Source organism: Cryobacterium sp. TMS1-13-1, from assembly GCF_004403125.1.
GTDB classification, from domain to species: Bacteria; Actinomycetota; Actinomycetes; order Actinomycetales; family Microbacteriaceae; genus Cryobacterium; species Cryobacterium levicorallinum.
Map to the genome: position 1 here is coordinate 20,521 of NZ_SOGX01000002.1, position 16,140 is coordinate 36,660.

Here is a 16,140-nt window from a genome sequence, read left to right on the forward strand (position 1 = left end):
TTCGCGTCATGTCCACCTAATTGTTGCAAATCTGCAAACTCTCAGGTATAACACCCTTCTCACATCCGGCACCGCTCCCGCGCCGCTTCTCGCGAAAGCGGATGCTGCGGCGCGGGCACGCAGACAGGGCGCAGACTAGGACGATGAGTACTGGGCGTAAGGGTGAGGTGACGGAGGGGCATCCGTCTGTCGTGTTGAAGTTGAGCGGACACACTGCGGTGATCGAACCCGACCGTTTCACCCCCGGCAGCTTTCAGCTCGTGGTCGACGGTACCCCGCAGTCGCACGTGAACATCGATCACCCGGATGAGCTGTTCTTCGAGTACATCCAGCGCATCGGGCACGTCATCGACCTGCTCGGCGACCCGCACGAGCCGATCACCGCCGTCCACCTCGGGGCCGGCGCGCTCACCTTGCCACGCTACGTCGAGGCGACCCGGCCGGGCTCGCGCCAGCAGGTGGTCGAGATCGAGAGCGATTTGATCGACCTGGTTCGGGAGGTGCTGCCGTGGGACAAACGCGCCCAGCTGCGCGTGCGCCATGGCGATGCCCGCGAGGTGCTCGGCAAGCTTCCCGCCGGGCTGCAGGGCGCGGTTGACCTCGTCGTGGTCGACATTTTCTCCGGGGCACGCACCCCGAAGCACGTCACGAGCCGCGAGTTTTTCGCGCTCGCCGCCCCGCTGCTGTCGTCACGCGGCGTACTCGCCGTCAACGTAGCGGATGGCCCCGGCCTCGCGTTCGCGCGCGGCCAGGCCGCAACCCTCTCGGCGGTGTTTCCGCACGTGATCGGATTCGCCGAGACGCAGGTGCTCAAGGGGCGCCGGTTCGGCAACATCGTGTTCATCGCAGCGCACACGCCGATCGACCTCAATTGGATTCCGCGGCTGCTGGCCAACGGTCCGCACCCGGCAAAGGTGATCGAGGGAACCGAACTCAAGCAGTTCATGGCCGGTTCGCTCGTGGCGACCGACGAGACGTCGACGCAGTCGCCGCTGCCCGGCCGCACGGTCTTCCAGATCGGGCACTAGCCGGCGACCGGATGCCCGCGGGCGGCGGTACTCTGGGGACACCCGTCATTTCTCCGCGCGGCCGCGTCCGCCTTCGTCATTACAGGAACACACCCTGAGTTTCATCATCGGTTACGACCCCATCACCCTGCGCGAAAAAGTAGACCTTCAGGCCGCCGGTGAGCGGCTTGAAGAACTCGGCACCCTGCGCAGCCTGGCCGCGCTGAACGAAAAGGTTGCCCTGCTGCGCCTCGTCGGCCGGCTCGATGAAGCCTGGGAAGTGGCCAACGAGGCCGTGCGCCAGTCGCGCTTCACCGGCAACCGGGAGCAGGCGGTGGCCAGTCGCATCCGTCGGGCGCAGGTCCTGCAATTTCAGGGCAAGCTCGTCGAGGCCGCGAGCGAGTTGACGCATTGCATACTCGACTCCGAGGTGCACGAGTGGAGCCGCCTCGCCGCCTATGCCCGCCAGCACCGCGGCAAGGTGTACTTCGACCAGGACAACCTCGAAGGAGCCCTCGCCGACTTCACCGCTGCCGTGTTTCTGCGCGAGAAAGACGGCGCCGACGCCGACGAACTCGACAGCTCGTTGCTGGCCGTTGCCGTCGTCGAGCAGCACATTGCTGCTCGCAGCGCCCAGGCCTGACCTGACCTGCAGTCCCGCCGCGAGTGGACGGGCCCGGGGCCAGCTACTGGCCGCCGCACGCGTTAAGCGGCATGCTGTGTTCACGACGAAGGCGAGGTGACCGGTGACCGATCCGACCGAGCGGCGGCGTGCGGTGGGCACGGCCGTGCTCGTGATTCTCACCCTGACCGCGTGCAGCGCTGCGGACCCGCGCGCCACTCCGACGACCACGACACCGGCCCAACCGACGCCGAGCGCAACGGATGCCGGTGCTGACCCGCTCGCACCGGTGCATCCGGTCGGCGAACCGGTCGTGATCGCGTCGGGGCTTCAGGCTCCGTGGTCGATTCTGCGACTGCCCGACGGCGCCACGCTCATCAGCGAACGCGACACCACCCGGCTTCGCGAGCTGCTGGCCGACGGCAGCCTGCGCGACGCCGGCACCGTCGCGGCGGCGCGCCCGAGCGGTGAGGGCGGGCTGCTCGGCCTCGCCTTTCTCGCCGACCGGGCGGCCCCGGGCGGCACTGGCTGGGTGTACGCCTACTACTCAACGGCGGCCGACAACCGCATCGAACGGATGCCGCTGGCCGGCTCCCCCGGTAGCCACACCCTCGGGGCACCCACCCTCGTGCTCGACTCCATCCCCCGAGCCGGCAATCACAACGGTGGACGCCTCGCGTTCGGCCCCGACGGACTGCTCTACGCCACGGTCGGGGACGCCGGAGACACCGCCAATTCCCAGGACCTGGACTCGCTCGGCGGCAAGATTTTGCGAATGACACCGACCGGTGCCGCGCCAGCGGACAACCCGTTCGGCACACTGGTGTACTCATTCGGGCATCGGAACCCACAGGGCCTGGCCTGGGATTCGCGCGGCCAGCTGTGGGCGAGCGAGTTCGGGCAGAACACCTGGGACGAACTCAACCGCATCGTTCCCGGCGGCAACTACGGCTGGCCGCTGGTCGAGGGCCAGGCCGGCGACCCGGCGTATCTCGACCCGGAACGTCAGTGGTCGACGGACGTAGCGAGCCCGAGCGGCATCGCCATCGTGAACGACACCATCTTCATGGCGAGCCTGCGCGGGCAACGGTTGTGGAGCATCCCGATTCTGAGCACGTCCTCCACCGACACCCCCACCGAGTGGTTTGTCAACGGATACGGCCGGTTGCGCGACGTGGTGTCAGGGCCGGCTGGCACACTGTGGTTTGTGAGTAATAACACGGATGGCCGGGGCTCCCCGGCGGCTGAAGACGACCGGCTCCTGCAAGTGGCGGTGGCGCCCTGATGTCTTTCCCGACGTCTGATCTCGCTCAGACCCCCGCTTGCCTCGCGGAAACGGCGGCCTCCTGATGGCCGATCTCGCCCAGGTGCGACGCTGGGCCGACGCGCTCATCGTTCTGCACCTCGACCCCAGCTGGACCTTCGGCTTCGACAACGCGAAAAAACGTGCCGGCCTGTGCAATTTCAGCGCGAAGCACATCACGGTGTCGCGCTACCTCGCCTCCCGCTATGCCGACGACGACGTGCACCAGATCCTGCTGCACGAATTCGCGCACGCCCTGGCCGGGCCGCGTGCCGGGCATGGTCCGCGCTGGAAGAAGGTGGCCTTCGACCTTGGCTACGACGGCAAGCGCACCCACGACGGCGAGATCGCCGACGAACTCGCCCCCTGGGTGGGCACCTGCCCCGCCGGCCACACCCATTTTCGGTATCGGCAGCCCACCCGGCCGCTGGCCTGTGGACTCTGCGCCCGCCGATTCGATCAGGCCCACGCCATCAGCTGGTTACGCCGCGAAATCACGCCGGCGATCCGGCGTCGGGCCGCGGCCTCGGCCGGCCCTCGGCTCCCGCCGGTCGGCTGAGTTCAGGGCCCGGGGTCAGCGCCCAAACGTTCAGCACCCAGACGTTCAGGGCGCACCAGGTCGGCGCGCACGCGTTCAGTGCACGTCGTAGCGGGCGAGGGCGTCGGCATCCGTGGCGTGCATCATCGCTCGACGAGCGGTATCCAGCGCGGTCACCGGGTCGGCCTCGGCCACGGCGAGCGCGAGCTGCCGTTCAGCCTCGGCCAAACGGGTGCGCGCGGCGGCCTGCACCCGACCGCGATGGGCGGACACGAAGTCGCGGGTGATCGTAATCTGGCTGCGGGCGGTGAGCAGCGCGCCGGCTAGGGCGGTGCGGGCGTTCTCGAGCCGCAACTGCCGATTGCGTGCCTCCGAACGGATGCTGTCCAGCCCGTTCATCGCCGCCTCCAGCTTCACGACATCCGAGGATGGGTCGCTGAGCCTCCCGGGCTCCCGCAATTGCGCCTGCACGGCTGCCGCCTCGGTGATGACGAGGTTCAGGGACGCGCTCGTATCGGATTCTTCGTGACCATCGCGCAGGGCTCGCGCCTGCGCGAGTTCCGAGCCGGCAGCATCCAGTGCCTGCTGCAAGTTCGCGAAACCGCGGTGCAGCAAGTCCTCGCCGGTTTCAATCGCGTCGAGCAGTTGTGTCGCCTGAAACAGGGAGTGCTCGGCGGACTGCAGCTGCTCCCCCACCGGTTCGGACGACGCGGCCTCGAGGCGCGCAGCGGCAGCATCGGCGGCGGCCGCGGCCAGGTCGAGTGCGGTTTGCGCCCGCAAAACGTTGCCGCTGATCGAAGCGAGCGCCGGCGGCGAATAACTCAAACCGAGCCGGGCGAGCGTGCTCGCTCCGCCGGCGACCCGGTCGGACACGCGATCGAGGCGTCGGCGCAGTTCGTCGAGTTGCTGCGGGGCGTTGCGTTCCACGCCGCGCCTGGCGGTGAAATTACGCGCCTGACCGGTCAGCCGACCGGTGGCCTCGTCCGCGAGCTGGATGATCTGCTGGTTCCAGCGGGTGCGTTCGGCAGCGGTGTCCGGCACGGCGTCGTCGAGCTTTTGCTGCAGCGCGAAAGCATCGCTGAGCTGGCGTTTCGACGTGCTGAGCGCCGTGGCGAACTCCCGCGTCGAAGACTCGCCGAACTGGGCGATGGCGAAGCCGAGCTCGTCGGTCGCGTCTTGCACCAGATCGTCGGCGCGAACCAGGCTGATCGCCGCGCTGCGGGCGAGAACTGCCGCCTCAGCGTTCACCTGCCCGATCCGAGCCCGGGTGCGCCGCCGCGAGGCTGCCACCAGCGCCCAGACTCCGGCCAACACGAGGCCGATAACGATGACCGAGGGTACCCACCAGAGATCGCCATTCATAGCCGTGAGTCTAATGAGGGTTACTGGGCGCTACCGATCGTCGGCAGAGGGCCGCCGCATCTGCTGCCGAATCATCTCGAAGTCGTGCCGCGAAATCTCGAGCACGCCGCGGCGCAGCTGGAAGCCCCAGTCCGGGTTTCCGCGGGTGAGCTGTAGCACGGGCAACAGCGGGCGGATGCTGGTCGGCCAGGCATCCAGATCGTAGTCGGCCCGGCGTCGCCAGGGCCGAAACTCGTTCGCGGGGTCGCCCACCTGGTAGGCATAGGCATCCGCTATTCGGCCGATGGCCGTGAATTCCTTGAGCGGATCGCCCTCGATCGCAGTTTTCGGGGAGTAGTAGACGATGCCGTCGGCCTCGCCCATCTGCGCGATCAGGTCCCCGGCGCCGCGATTGGCGCGGGCGATGCCCAAATCGACACCGCGCAGCACGTGCTCGCGGTGCACAACGCCGAGCCAGAACCGAATTGCCACATTCCTAGTTGTACCGCATGCCACGCACACACCAAACTAGGCAGATGCGAGTACTCCTGAAAGAGATTCTGGACTGCACACCGGATGCTGCCTGGCACGCCATCCACAGCCCCGCCGTCTTTCGCGAGGTGAGCAGCCCGTTCATGGCGGTCGAGTCTCTCGAACCCGACGGGTTTCCCACCCGGTGGGAACCGGGCGAACACCCCGCCGTGTTCTCTATGCTCGGCCTGGTGCCGATGGGAACCCAGATCATTCGCCTTGCCAACTCCACGCACCGGCCCGACGGCGTGCGCATTCTGCGCGATACCGGTCGCGGCGTCTCCGGCGCGCTGAGTGCGGTCACGCTCTGGGATCACCGCATGGCGATCGCGCCCGACCCGGCCGGCACCGGCAAAACCCTCTACCGGGACCAGCTCATTTTTCGCGGCCGCCCGGCCACGATCGCCCTCTGGCCGACGTTTTGGGCGTTCTGGCAGTGGCGGATGCTGCGCCTCAAAGTTCTCGCCCCCACCTGGCAGCACGACGTGGGCATCGACGACCCCAACTTTGTGCCGCTGTCGCAGCGGGAGTCCGACGACGGCAACTAGCGCTTCCGCAGTTTCCCCGCGCCATCTCCTATGCACCGGGCCCGCCAGCGGTAGCGTAGCCACCATGAGTTCTTCCCTGGGGGCCTTGCAGATCGCGGACTGGCGTCGGCGTGTGACCGGTTTGTACGCGGGGGTGCGCCAGCTCAGCGTGAGCAGCCCGAAAAGCGGCCATGAATTGTGGCGGTCGGGGCGGGATGAACTGTTTGCGGGGCATCCGTCGTCGCCGTTATTGCCCGACGACCGTTCGGCCTTCACCGGGCTTCCCATTGCCGCGTACGACCCGGACTGGCGGTTTGAAGTCGAGGTGCACCGCTCCGAGCAGTCCTATCGCATGAACGTGGAAACCGGCACGGACGGCACCGTGCCCTTCGACCTGGTCGGCACCGTGCGCCTGCCCTACCTTGGTTCGCTCGACGTGTGGCGGCTCGCAAGCTACGGCGGCGGCCTGTTCCTGCCGCTGAAAGATGCCCTGGCCGGCAAAAGCGGCGGAACTTACGGCGGCGGACGGTACCTGCTCGACACCATCAAGGGTGCCGATCTCGGCCCGGGGGTCGACGACGACACCCTCATTCTCGATTTCAACTTTGCTTACAACCCCTCCTGCGCGTACGACCCGATGTGGGCCTGCCCACTGCCGCAGAGCGGCAATATCATCGACGTCGACGTGCCCGTCGGCGAGCTCTACCACGGCGACCACTCGTAGCTACCCGGGTGCCCGTTCACACCTGCGGAGAATTTCGTCGATTCGCCCGCTCCGCGCGTGGGATGCCCCGAATCTCGAAAGATTCGGCACAGCGCCCCGGATACCAAGGTCACTCTCGGTGCGCGCGAGCTGCGATTTGACAGCATCCGCTAGAGTAGTGGTACTTGCGAGTGCGTAGTTGCGCTTGCTGCGTCGTAGAACGCCCTCTTCTCTATCTGGCGGCCCACCAGGGCTGACCTGATTTTTCGAATGAAACATTCTTACGGCGAACGGATGTGCCCCTCGGCACCTTCGCCATGTGAATCCTCCTGGTTTGCGTATCGCTGCGCGATACTTCGAACGGGCGAGGAGACTGATGCCCGAAAGGCACCATTTTGTCTACAGCTTTATCTACAACCACTGTGCCCACACCCTTTGGCACGCTCGGCGTGCCGGCACCCCTGGTCAAGGTCCTCTCTTCCCAGGGAATCGACACCGCCTTCCCGATTCAGGTCGACACCCTTCCGGACACCCTGAACGGCCGCGACGTGCTCGGCCGCGGCAAGACCGGCTCGGGCAAGACCCTGGCCTTCTCCATTCCGATGGTGTCCCGCCTCGGCGGCAACCTCGCCGGCGGCAAGCGTCGCCCGGGTCGCCCGCTCGGCCTGATCCTCGCGCCGACCCGCGAGCTCGCCACGCAGATCACCAACGCCATCACCCCGCTCGCCGAGGCCTACGGCCTCAACACCACCACGATCTTCGGTGGCGTCTCGCAGGGCCGCCAGGTCACCGCGCTCAAGGCCGGCGTCGACATCGTCGTGGCCTGCCCCGGTCGCCTCGAAGACCTCATGAAGCAGGGCTTCGTGAACCTCGACTCGGTTGAGATCACCGTGCTCGACGAGGCCGACCACATGGCCGACCTCGGCTTTCTGCCCGTCGTCACCCGCATCCTCGACAAGACTCCCGGCAACGGCCAGCGCATGCTGTTCTCCGCCACCCTCGATAACGGCGTGGACAAGATCGTCAAGCGCTTCCTGCACGACCCGGTGATGCACTCCGTCGACGAGGCTAACAGCCACGTCTCGGCCATGACCCACCACGTGTTCGAGGTCGCCGGCGTCGATGCCAAGAAGGACCTCGTGCAGAAGCTGGCGAGCGGCTCTGGCCGTCGCATCCTCTTCATGCGCACCAAGCACCAGGCCAAGAAGCTCGCCAAGAGCCTCACCGACGCTGGCATCCCGTCCGTCGACCTGCACGGAAACCTCTCGCAGGTGGCCCGTGACCGCAACCTCGCCGCGTTCAGCGCCGGCACGGTCAAGGTTCTCGTCGCAACGGATGTCGCCGCTCGCGGCGTGCACGTCGACGACATCGAACTCGTCATCCACGTCGACCCGCCGGCCGAGCACAAGGCGTACCTGCACCGTTCGGGCCGTACCGCCCGCGCCGGCAGCGCCGGTGACGTCGTCACCGTCGTGCTGCCCGAGCAGAAGCGCGACACCGACGCTCTGCTGCGCAAGGCCGCCATCAAGGTGACCCCGCAGCGCGTGGATGCTTCCTCCCCCGCCGTCGACGCCCTCGTCGGCGATGTTGCTGCTTATGTCAAGCCGGCTCCCCGCGTCGAAGCGCCGCAGCAGCAGCGCCAGTCGCAGGGTGGTCGTTCGCAGGGCGGACGCTCGCAGGGCGGACGTTCACAGGGCGGTCGCTCTGAAGGCGGTCGCTCACAGGGTGGCCGTTCAGAGGGCGGCCGCGATGCCGGCGCCGGCCGCTCCGGCGCAAGCCAGGGCGGTGCCCGCACCGAACGTAACGACGGCGGCCGCAGCCGCGACTCGGCTCCCGCCGGTGGCGCTCGTCGCGAGCGCACCGGCCGTCCGGCCGGCGCTGCCTCCAGCGCTCCCCGCTCGGGTTCGGCCGCTGGCCGCTCGGGCGGCGCTCGCGTCGGAAGCCTCCAGGTCGGCGGACTTGTTCGCGGACCCGGCTCGGGTGGAGCAGGCCGCTCGGCTCCCCGCCGCTCGCAGGGCTAAACAGCCAGCAGCATCCGCTTGAAACAATTGGGCCGGTCTCTTCGGAGGCCGGCCCATTCGTGTGTCCGGGATCGCCCGCAAAGACGGATAGTGTCGAATCATGAACACCACAGTTGTCGTTCGACCCGTAGAAGAAGCGGATGCCGAAAGCCTGGGCCGCGTACACGCCGCCTGCTGGCATGAAACCTATGATCACCTGCTCAGCCAGGCCGCGTTGTCCCACCTGCGACCGGAGCGTCTCGCCACGATGTGGCACGGAATCACCAAGCTCGGTCACGAGTACCGACAGGTCGTCGCCGTCGACGGCAGCGGCGAGATCATCGGTTTCGCTGCGAGCGCCCCGGGTCAGGAAGACGACCTGCCGGCATCCACTCGCGAATTGAAGGTCATGTACCTGCTCAATGCGCACCACGGCGTCGGCGTCGGCCGACTGCTGTTCGACGCTGTCGTCGATGCCGGCCCGTCGGTGCTCTGGGTGGCCGCCGACAACCCGCGCGCCCACGCTTTCTACGCGCGCAACGGCTACACGGCTGACGGTCGGGAGAAGACCGAAGAGGTTCTCGGCGAAATGCTGCACGAGGTGCGTCTGGTTCGCTGAAGGTCTGCTCAGAAGTGCAGAATGAGCCGATAAGGGGCGCAAACCCACCTGCTGGGGTCTGGGGCACACCAGACCCAATAGGGTGATCTGATGACTAATTCCACGGCGGCAATCCCCGTCATCCTCGACGTTGACACCGGCGTAGACGACGCCCTGGCCATCCTGTTCGCGGTCAAGCACCCCGGCATCAACGTGCTCGGCATCAGTTGCGTGGCCGGAAATGCCTCACTCGACCGCGTCGTCGAGAACACCCTGCGCGTGCTCGACGTCGCCGACGCGCCGTCCATTCCGGTCGCGGCCGGCGCCCGCCGCCCCCTACTGGAACCGGCCAGATCGGCCGCGCACGTGCACGGCGAGAGCGGCCTCGGCACACTGCAGCTGCCGCCGACCGACCGCACGGCCGAGTCCATCAGCTCGATCGAGCTCATGCGCCGGCTGATTTTGGACAGCCCCCGCCCGGTCACCCTGGTCGGGCTCGCTCCGCAGACAAACCTTGCCCTGCTGCTGCGCCAGTACCCCGATCTGGTCAAAAATATTGAGCGCATCGTCTTCATGGGCGGTTCCACGACGGTCGGAAACGCGACCGCGGTCGCCGAGTTCAACGTCTGGCACGACCCGGAGGCCGCGGCCATCGTGCTCGATTCCGGCGTGCCCACCTTCATGTATGGGCTCGACGTGTTCAATCAGGTCGCGATCGGCGAGCAGGTCGCTCGTGAACTCGTGCGCAGCGAGTCGAATCTGGCCCACGTCGTCGGCCTCCTGCTGAGCAACCGGATCGCCCTCGGCTCGGGGCGCAACGCCGAATACACCGGTCTGATCGGTGATGCCGGGGCCCTCTGCGCCCTCGTCGATCCGTGCGGATTGACCACCCAGATGCTGCCCCTGCGCGTGCAACTCGCCGGTTACGGGCGCGGGCAGACCCTGGTCGACAAGCGCACGCATCCGGGGGAAGACATCCTGCACGGCCTGGCCGGCGACTGGGAGGCCGCGGAGGTCGCGCTCGACGTCGATGTCGACCGGTACGTGCGCCTGTTCCTCGATACGCTCGGGCTTGGTTCGGCGCTGCCGCAGCCCGCCTAGCGGTGAGCGGATGCTGCCGCCGGCTCAGTACAGCAGGCCGACCGACGCCATCGCGGCGCGCAGCAGGGCGCCCCGACCGCCTTCCATCTCGGCCGAGACTCCCGGTGACACGGCCTCGGTCGGCGTCATCCAGGTGAGTTCGAGGGCATCCTGTCGCGGGTCGCAGGTACCGGTGACGGGAACGACGTAGGCCAGCGAGACGGCGTGCTGGCGGTCATCCGTGTAGGCGGTAATGCCCGGCAGCGGAAAGTACTCCGCAACGGTGAACGGCACCGGGCTGACCGGAAGCTGCGGGAAGGCCATCGGGCCGAGGTCCTTCTCGAGGTGACGAAAAAGCGCATCGCGCAAGGTCTCGCCATAGAGCACCCTGCCGGAGACGAGGGTGCGGGTCATCTCACCGGTTGAACGGGCACGGAGCAGCACACCGACCTCGACGACCTGGCCGAGACCATCAACCCGCACGGGCACGGCCTCAATGTAGAGAATCGGCAGGCGGCGGCGAATCTCGGCCAGTTCAACGTCTTTCAGCCAGCCCGGATTCGTGTTCGGGGCTCCCACGGGGGGCTTCGGCGTCCAGTCCGGGTCTGGGTCAGGGGTTCGCACGCTCATGATGCCATTCTGTCCTACGTGGGCACCGCGCGCGCACTCGCGAGCCGCTCCGCCCGGACTGCCGTGGGCCGGTCCCCTCCCTCACCACGCGCACAACTCCTGCAATTCGCGCGGTGCTCGGCCACCTCTCCAATGATTTGCTGCCATCGGGTCGCGCACGTCAATTTTCTGCAGGAGTTATGCCGAGCAACCGCTGACATAGTTCGAGATGATCATCGACGCGGCACGTCTGGACGGCACGGCAATGGAAGTATGGGAGTGCGCGGCGTCCACGAGTCGCGAGCTATTTGGAGGAAGCTATGACCACCATCGACAACGCCGCCGTTCTCTGGTCGGCCACCGGCGCCGACCGGACTGACCGCCCCTTATTGCTCATCCTGCACGGCTACGGCTCGCACGAGGGCGATTTGTTCTCCCTCGCACCGCACCTGCCGCTTGAGCCGGTGATCGCGGCCCTGCGCGCGCCCCTGCAGGCACCGGCGCCGGTCACCGCCGGCTGGGCCTGGTTTCCGATCGCGGAGCCGGGCAGCCCCGACCCGGCCCCCGTCGCGGCGGCCGTAACCGCGGTGCTCGACTGGCTCGACGCCCTGCCGCAGCAGCCGCCGTCGATCGGCCTGCTCGGGTTCTCGCAGGGGGGAGCAATGGCGCTCGAGCTGCTGCGCGCCGCGCCCGACCGCTTCAGCTTCGCGGTGAACCTCTCCGGATTCGTCGCCAGCGGACCGCAGCACAGCGACGCCGAGCTGGCCGAGCGGCCGGTTCCCGTGTTCTGGGGTCGCGGCACCGCCGACACCGTGATTCCGACCAGCGCGATCGAACGCACCCAGGCCTGGCTGCCCGGGCACAGCACCCTCACCGAGCGCATCTACGAGGGTCTGCCGCACTCGATCTCGCAGGCCGAGCTCGGCGACGTCGTCAACTTTCTGCGCACACAGTACTCCGACGCCGCGTCCAGGCCGGCCGCCTAGAAACGCTCAGCCGAGTGGATGCCGCAGCGCGGCATCCACTCTCAGTCACGACAGAAGGCGGTCACCGCCGCGCCGCGCCCGTACCGAAAGGAGCGGACGTGCCAGACGCCAGCCGATGCGGAAGCCCGGGTGAGGAATCGCAGATCGTCCTACAACCGTCCCCGACCGGACGATTTACGCCCCCCAACGCTCAAGCGCTATGAGCGGTCGCGCTTGGCCTGCTCCTGCGAAGCCTGGCGCTCGACGTGCGCTTTCTTAGCCGCGCGGTGGGCGTCGCGGTCTTTCACCGCGATCTGGTCGGCGCGCACGCCAGCCTGAGTGGAACGCTCCAGCACGAGCCAGGCCGGCGGCTGCTGCAGCAGGGCGGAAATCTCAGCGGTGGTCAGCGGTTCGGTGATCTCGCTGCGGGCCAGGCCGGAAATCGAGACGCCGAGCTTGGCGGCGACGACCTGGCGCGGGTGCGGACCGTTGGTGCGCAGCAGCGCCAGCCACTCCGGCGGGTTCGCCATGAGCTCGGTGAGCTCGGTGCGGCTGACAAATTCGGTCTGGAACTCGGCCGGTGCCGCGTCGAGCAGAATCCCGAGTTTCTGGGCCGCCGTGGCGGGCTTCATGGTCTGGGGCTTCTTCTCGGAACTCATTGTTCAAGCGTATAGCCTGAGAGGGCCCTCATTTGGGCAAATAGCCCCTCAACGACTACGAGAAAGGATGCCGGTGAGCTTTTCCATCGCCTTCGTCGCCGGTGTCACCCCCACCAAATGGACCCGGATCTGGGGCGACCGCCGCCCCGACGTGCCCCTCACCGTGTTTCGCACCGAAACTGACGAGCAAATTTCGGTGCTGCACGACGGTCGGGCCGAGGTCAGCCTGGTGCGCCTGCCCATCGATGAAACCAATCTGAGCGTCATCAACCTGTACAACGAGATCCCGGTCGTAGTCGCGTCGAAGGATCACACGATCGAGCAGGCCGAGACCGTGCTGCTCGCTGATCTGGCCGGGGAGCATTTGCTGCAGAACCCCGACGACGTGCCCGAGTGGCGCGACCTCGCCGATGAAGTGCGCGACGGCACCCGCCGGCCCCTGCCGCCGATGCGCGACCTCGACGAAACCATGGAGCAGGTTGCCGCCGGCGTCGGCATCATCATTGTGCCGCACTCGATCGCCCGGCTATACGGCCGCAAAGACGTCGTCTCCCGCCCGGTCACCGGCGTCCCAGACACCCAGATCGCCCTCGCCTGGATCACCCGCGAAACCACCGAGGACATCGAGGAATTCATCGGCATCGTGCGTGGTCGTTCCAAGGCGAGTTCACGAACCGATGCCGGCGCCGCAGACGCGGCCGCTCTCGCAGACGAAGCGCCGCCCGAGCTTCGCAGCGACGGGCGCCCGGCCAAGCCGCCACGCAAACCCAAGAAGACCGACAAAGCCAAGGCCGCCGCCAAAGCCATCCGGGTCGCCGCAGCGAAAGCCAAACCGGCCGTGCGCAAGAGAACCGAGAGCGCCCCCGGCCGCACCCGTCCGACCAAGAACCCCAACAAGGGCAAGGGCCGCGGGCACTAGAACGGATACCCAGAGACCGGTTGCGTTGGGCGCGACCTCGCTGCTACGGGTTCTTCAACACCGACAAAATATTGCCGGACGGGTCGGTGAACCAGGCGATATCCGGTCCCTGCCCGCCGCCAGCGGCAATTCCCTTGTCGTTCTGCTCGAAGCCGTCGTAGCGGAGAAACTCCACGCCGCGCTCGGTGAGCTCATCGACGGTGGCATCGAGGTCGGTCACCGCGAAGTTCAGAATCGTGTACGTGGCCGGCACAAAATCGGGCTTGGGGTACACGATCACGGTGGCGCCATCGGGCAGTAAAATGCGCAGCATCCCCATCTCGCCCACCGTGACCTCGAGGCCCAGCGTCTCGGCGTAGAAGGTTCGCGCGGCGTCGAGATCTTCGACCGCGAATCCACTGAAGCCGGCGACAATACCTACGGCATGTTCGGTCATGGGTAACTCCCTCTAGAGTGGTGCGGGTTTCGCCGGGTCAGCGGGAGCTGATCGACGCGAACTTGCGGATGCACAGGGGCACGAACACGAGCAGCATCACGGTAATGCCGATCAACACGGTCAGCACCGGGTTTTGCATGGTCCAGATATCGGGAACCGGCGCCGTGCCGAGGTTGCCGAACAGCTGCCGCACGGCCTGCACGAGCGAGGACACCGGGTTCCACTCGGCGAAGACGCGCAGCGCGGTCGGCAGGGTTTCACTCGGCACGAACGCGTTCGAGACGAAGGTCAGCGGGAACAGAATCAGAAACGACGCATTGTTGATGACCTCAGGGCTCTTCACGCTCATGCCGAGCAGCGCCATCACCCAGCTGAACGCGTAGCCGAACAGCAGCAGCAGCCCGACTCCCGCCAGAAATTCGGGCGGGGAGGTGTTGACCCGCCAGCCGACCGCGAGCCCGGTGGCCATCATGATCACCATGGAGATGGTATTCAGCACCAGGTCGCCGTTGGTGCGCCCAATCAGCACAGCGGATGCGTTCATCGGCAAGCTCCGAAAGCGGTCGATAATGCCCTCTTTCAGGTCGAGCGCCATTGCAGCACCCGAGAAGGTGGCGCCGAACACGACGGTCTGCGCGAAGATGCCGGCCATCAGGAACTGGGTATAGTCGCTGCCCGCAACCGCAATGGCCCCGCCATAGACCTGGCTGAACAGCAACACGAACATGATCGGCTGGATCACGGCGAACACGAGCATGTCCGGCGAGCGCTTGATCTTGATCATGTTGCGCTTGGTGACGGTCCAGCCGTCGGAGTACCACAGGGAAAACGGGTTCCAGGTGGGGAGCGGGGGCAGGGTGGCCACCCGAGCGCTGGCCCGCTCACCGTTTGCGTCGGCCACGGCCGGTGCGACTTCCGTCGTGGCAGAGTCCGCGATCGCAAACGCGGTGGGAGTGGTCGCAGACGGGGCGGGCTGAGCCGGGGTATCGGCGTGGCGCGCATTCATTTGACGCTCTCCAAATCTGCAGCTGAGGCATCCGCTGCCAGCGCCTGGTCGCGTTTGGCCTGCGCCCGTTTGGAGAGCTTGGGCCCGCTGGAATCGTCATCGTCGGCCGTGCTGAGGTCGGCCTTGTGACCGGTGAGCTTGAGGAAGACGTCGTCCAGGGTGGGGCGGCGCATGCCGGCATCGTGCAGAGTGACCTCTGCGGCGCGCAGGTCGGCGAGCATGTTCTGCAGGGCGGTGGGGCCGTCGGTGACGGCGACTTCGACTCCCCGACCATCGGTGGAGATCGAGGGGACACCCGATCCGTGCCGGGCGAGAATGTCGCGGGCGGCCGCACCGTCGGCGGCATCGACGAGGGCGACCACCACGCGGTGCCCGCCGATCTGAGCCTTGAGTTGATCGGAGGTGCCCTCGGCGATGACCCGGCCGTCGTCGATCACGACGATGTCATCAGCGAGTTGGTCGGCCTCTTCGAGGTACTGCGTGGTCAGCAGCACGGTTGTGCCGTCGGCGACGAGGCGTTTGATCACGTCCCACAGGGCGATGCGACTGCGCGGGTCGAGCCCGGTCGTCGGTTCGTCGAGAAAGAGCACCTTGGGGTTGATCACGAGCGCCCCCGCGAGGTCGATGCGGCGCCGCATGCCGCCGGAAAACCCCTTGACCGGCCTATTGCCGGCGGCGGTGAGCTCGAACAGGTCGATCAGCTCCTGCGCCCGTTTGCGGGCCGCCGCGCCGCCCAGGTGATACAGCCGGCCGACCATTTCCAGGTTTTCGAACCCGGTGAGGTTCTCGTCGACGGCGGCGTACTGGCCGGACACCCCGATGATGCGCCGCACCGATTTGGGGTGGCGAACGACGTCGATTCCGTCGATAACGGCCGTGCCGGCATCCGGTCGAATCAATGTTGTCAGCATTTTGACGACGGTGGTCTTTCCGGCGCCGTTCGGGCCGAGGAGCGCCTTGACCGTACCGCGCGGAACCTGCAGGTCGAGCCCGGCGAGCGCGCGCACCGGACCGCTCTTGGACTGGTAGGTCTTGGTCAGGCCCTGGGCCTCAATGATCACGGGAATTCCTTGCCGATTCGGGTGGTGCAATCAGGTTCGATGCCATGCTAGTAACCCCCTCCGACATCGACAACCGCCCGCCCAATCTTGGGCAGGGCCCGGCCCGGAACGCGGGCCCGGCTTATAAACACGGCTCAGGTTCCCAGGTCGGTCTCACCCACATCGTTGCCGTCGGTAACCGCCACCGACAGTACGCACCGGGCGGGGTCGAGAGCTTCGGGCTGCAAATTCACTG

At 67.1% G+C, this 16,140-nt stretch carries 19 protein-coding genes; 11 read left to right on the forward strand and 8 right to left on the reverse strand.

The features are described 5' to 3' along the window. Positions 1–143: 143 nt before the first annotated feature. Positions 144–1,028 (forward strand): spermidine synthase, encoded by an 885-nt coding sequence (locus E3T31_RS01005; RefSeq protein ID WP_134442832.1) that lies wholly within the window; start codon positions 144–146, stop codon positions 1,026–1,028. Positions 1,029–1,107: 79 nt separating this feature from the next. Here the strand turns inward: E3T31_RS01005 and E3T31_RS18110 are convergent, their stop codons facing one another. Beyond that, positions 1,108–1,419, reverse strand: coding sequence for a hypothetical protein (locus tag E3T31_RS18110; protein ID WP_241977459.1), 312 nt, complete (start codon positions 1,417–1,419; stop codon positions 1,108–1,110). On the opposite strand from E3T31_RS18110, the gene E3T31_RS18115 reads away from it, so the two are divergent. From E3T31_RS18115 to E3T31_RS01020, 3 genes are all read left to right on the forward strand, one after another. Further along, complete coding sequence (locus tag E3T31_RS18115) at positions 1,411–1,650, forward strand: hypothetical protein (RefSeq protein WP_241977461.1); 240 nt, start codon at positions 1,411–1,413, stop codon at positions 1,648–1,650. The two genes, E3T31_RS18110 and E3T31_RS18115, sit on opposite strands and share 9 nt — an antisense overlap. Before the next feature lie 103 nt (positions 1,651–1,753). After that, positions 1,754–2,914 carry a sorbosone dehydrogenase family protein gene (locus tag E3T31_RS01015; protein WP_134467090.1) on the forward strand — a complete coding sequence of 387 codons (1,161 nt, stop codon included), beginning with the start codon at positions 1,754–1,756 and terminating at the stop codon, positions 2,912–2,914. A gap of 64 nt (positions 2,915–2,978) precedes the next feature. Continuing rightward, positions 2,979–3,491 (forward strand): SprT-like domain-containing protein, encoded by a 513-nt coding sequence (locus E3T31_RS01020; protein WP_134467091.1) that lies wholly within the window; start codon positions 2,979–2,981, stop codon positions 3,489–3,491. 75 nt (positions 3,492–3,566) lie between these two features. Here the strand turns inward: E3T31_RS01020 and E3T31_RS01025 are convergent, their stop codons facing one another. Together E3T31_RS01025 and E3T31_RS01030 are read right to left on the reverse strand one after the other, a co-directional pair. After that, positions 3,567–4,832: a hypothetical protein gene (locus E3T31_RS01025; protein WP_134467092.1), complete on the reverse strand. Its 1,266-nt coding sequence runs from the start codon at positions 4,830–4,832 to the stop codon at positions 3,567–3,569. Between the two features lie 30 nt (positions 4,833–4,862). Beyond that, positions 4,863–5,303: an EVE domain-containing protein gene (locus E3T31_RS01030; protein ID WP_233194879.1), complete on the reverse strand. Its 441-nt coding sequence runs from the start codon at positions 5,301–5,303 to the stop codon at positions 4,863–4,865. A gap of 44 nt (positions 5,304–5,347) precedes the next feature. Between E3T31_RS01030 and E3T31_RS01035 the strand changes: the two genes are divergently transcribed. From E3T31_RS01035 to E3T31_RS01055, 5 genes are all read left to right on the forward strand, one after another. Continuing rightward, positions 5,348–5,890 carry a hypothetical protein gene (locus tag E3T31_RS01035; RefSeq protein ID WP_174844830.1) on the forward strand — a complete coding sequence of 181 codons (543 nt, stop codon included), beginning with the start codon at positions 5,348–5,350 and terminating at the stop codon, positions 5,888–5,890. A 64-nt stretch (positions 5,891–5,954) separates the two neighbouring features. Continuing rightward, positions 5,955–6,593, forward strand: a complete 639-nt coding sequence (locus E3T31_RS01040; RefSeq protein WP_134442837.1) for a DUF1684 domain-containing protein — start codon at positions 5,955–5,957, stop codon at positions 6,591–6,593. A gap of 401 nt (positions 6,594–6,994) precedes the next feature. Then, on the forward strand, positions 6,995–8,593 hold the full coding sequence (locus E3T31_RS01045) for a DEAD/DEAH box helicase (protein ID WP_134467093.1): 1,599 nt from the start codon (positions 6,995–6,997) through the stop codon (positions 8,591–8,593). A gap of 100 nt (positions 8,594–8,693) precedes the next feature. Continuing rightward, the gene (locus tag E3T31_RS01050; protein WP_092452001.1) at positions 8,694–9,191 is read left to right on the forward strand and encodes a GNAT family N-acetyltransferase; all 498 of its coding nucleotides are present in this window, start codon (positions 8,694–8,696) and stop codon (positions 9,189–9,191) included. Between the two features lie 90 nt (positions 9,192–9,281). After that, positions 9,282–10,271, forward strand: coding sequence for a nucleoside hydrolase (locus tag E3T31_RS01055; protein WP_134467094.1), 990 nt, complete (start codon positions 9,282–9,284; stop codon positions 10,269–10,271). A 24-nt stretch (positions 10,272–10,295) separates the two neighbouring features. On the opposite strand, the gene E3T31_RS01060 is transcribed toward E3T31_RS01055, so the two are convergent. Beyond that, positions 10,296–10,880, reverse strand: a complete 585-nt coding sequence (locus E3T31_RS01060; RefSeq protein WP_134467095.1) for an NUDIX hydrolase family protein — start codon at positions 10,878–10,880, stop codon at positions 10,296–10,298. 299 nt (positions 10,881–11,179) lie between these two features. Here E3T31_RS01060 and E3T31_RS01065 point away from each other — a divergent pair, with 299 nt between their 5' ends. Beyond that, the gene (locus tag E3T31_RS01065) at positions 11,180–11,845 is read left to right on the forward strand and encodes an alpha/beta hydrolase (protein ID WP_134467096.1); all 666 of its coding nucleotides are present in this window, start codon (positions 11,180–11,182) and stop codon (positions 11,843–11,845) included. A gap of 197 nt (positions 11,846–12,042) precedes the next feature. Here the strand turns inward: E3T31_RS01065 and E3T31_RS01070 are convergent, their stop codons facing one another. Beyond that, the gene (locus E3T31_RS01070) at positions 12,043–12,483 is read right to left on the reverse strand and encodes a DUF5997 family protein (protein ID WP_134467097.1); all 441 of its coding nucleotides are present in this window, start codon (positions 12,481–12,483) and stop codon (positions 12,043–12,045) included. 67 nt (positions 12,484–12,550) lie between these two features. On the opposite strand from E3T31_RS01070, the gene E3T31_RS01075 reads away from it, so the two are divergent. Then, on the forward strand, positions 12,551–13,402 hold the full coding sequence (locus tag E3T31_RS01075; RefSeq protein ID WP_370304161.1) for a LysR family substrate-binding domain-containing protein: 852 nt from the start codon (positions 12,551–12,553) through the stop codon (positions 13,400–13,402). Between the two features lie 43 nt (positions 13,403–13,445). On the opposite strand, the gene E3T31_RS01080 is transcribed toward E3T31_RS01075, so the two are convergent. Genes E3T31_RS01080 through E3T31_RS01090 form a run of 3 tightly spaced genes read right to left on the reverse strand, consistent with a single transcriptional unit; the run spans position 13,446 to position 15,911 of the window. Beyond that, positions 13,446–13,838, reverse strand: a complete 393-nt coding sequence (locus E3T31_RS01080; RefSeq protein ID WP_134467099.1) for a VOC family protein — start codon at positions 13,836–13,838, stop codon at positions 13,446–13,448. Positions 13,839–13,875: 37 nt separating this feature from the next. Beyond that, positions 13,876–14,844: an ABC transporter permease gene (locus E3T31_RS01085; RefSeq protein WP_134467100.1), complete on the reverse strand. Its 969-nt coding sequence runs from the start codon at positions 14,842–14,844 to the stop codon at positions 13,876–13,878. Next, positions 14,841–15,911 (reverse strand): ATP-binding cassette domain-containing protein, encoded by a 1,071-nt coding sequence (locus tag E3T31_RS01090; RefSeq protein WP_134467168.1) that lies wholly within the window; start codon positions 15,909–15,911, stop codon positions 14,841–14,843. The genes E3T31_RS01085 and E3T31_RS01090 overlap by 4 nt, the downstream gene beginning before the upstream one ends. Positions 15,912–16,140: the final 229 nt, after the last annotated feature.

Coding starts and splice junctions, on each gene's coding strand:
- E3T31_RS01065 (WP_134467096.1), top strand. CDS start 11,180: ATGACCACCATCGACAACGCCGCCGTTCTCTGGTCGGCCACCGGCGCC.
- E3T31_RS01055 (WP_134467094.1), top strand. CDS start 9,282: ATGACTAATTCCACGGCGGCAATCCCCGTCATCCTCGACGTTGACACC.
- E3T31_RS01035 (WP_174844830.1), top strand. CDS start 5,348: ATGCGAGTACTCCTGAAAGAGATTCTGGACTGCACACCGGATGCTGCC.
- E3T31_RS18110 (WP_241977459.1), bottom strand. CDS start 1,419: ATGCGTCAACTCGCTCGCGGCCTCGACGAGCTTGCCCTGAAATTGCAG.
- E3T31_RS01060 (WP_134467095.1), bottom strand. CDS start 10,880: ATGAGCGTGCGAACCCCTGACCCAGACCCGGACTGGACGCCGAAGCCC.
- E3T31_RS01040 (WP_134442837.1), top strand. CDS start 5,955: ATGAGTTCTTCCCTGGGGGCCTTGCAGATCGCGGACTGGCGTCGGCGT.
- E3T31_RS01085 (WP_134467100.1), bottom strand. CDS start 14,844: ATGAATGCGCGCCACGCCGATACCCCGGCTCAGCCCGCCCCGTCTGCG.
- E3T31_RS01050 (WP_092452001.1), top strand. CDS start 8,694: ATGAACACCACAGTTGTCGTTCGACCCGTAGAAGAAGCGGATGCCGAA.
- E3T31_RS01080 (WP_134467099.1), bottom strand. CDS start 13,838: ATGACCGAACATGCCGTAGGTATTGTCGCCGGCTTCAGTGGATTCGCG.
- E3T31_RS01075 (WP_370304161.1), top strand. CDS start 12,551: ATGCCGGTGAGCTTTTCCATCGCCTTCGTCGCCGGTGTCACCCCCACC.
- E3T31_RS01005 (WP_134442832.1), top strand. CDS start 144: ATGAGTACTGGGCGTAAGGGTGAGGTGACGGAGGGGCATCCGTCTGTC.
- E3T31_RS01020 (WP_134467091.1), top strand. CDS start 2,979: ATGGCCGATCTCGCCCAGGTGCGACGCTGGGCCGACGCGCTCATCGTT.
- E3T31_RS01070 (WP_134467097.1), bottom strand. CDS start 12,483: ATGAGTTCCGAGAAGAAGCCCCAGACCATGAAGCCCGCCACGGCGGCC.
- E3T31_RS01025 (WP_134467092.1), bottom strand. CDS start 4,832: ATGAATGGCGATCTCTGGTGGGTACCCTCGGTCATCGTTATCGGCCTC.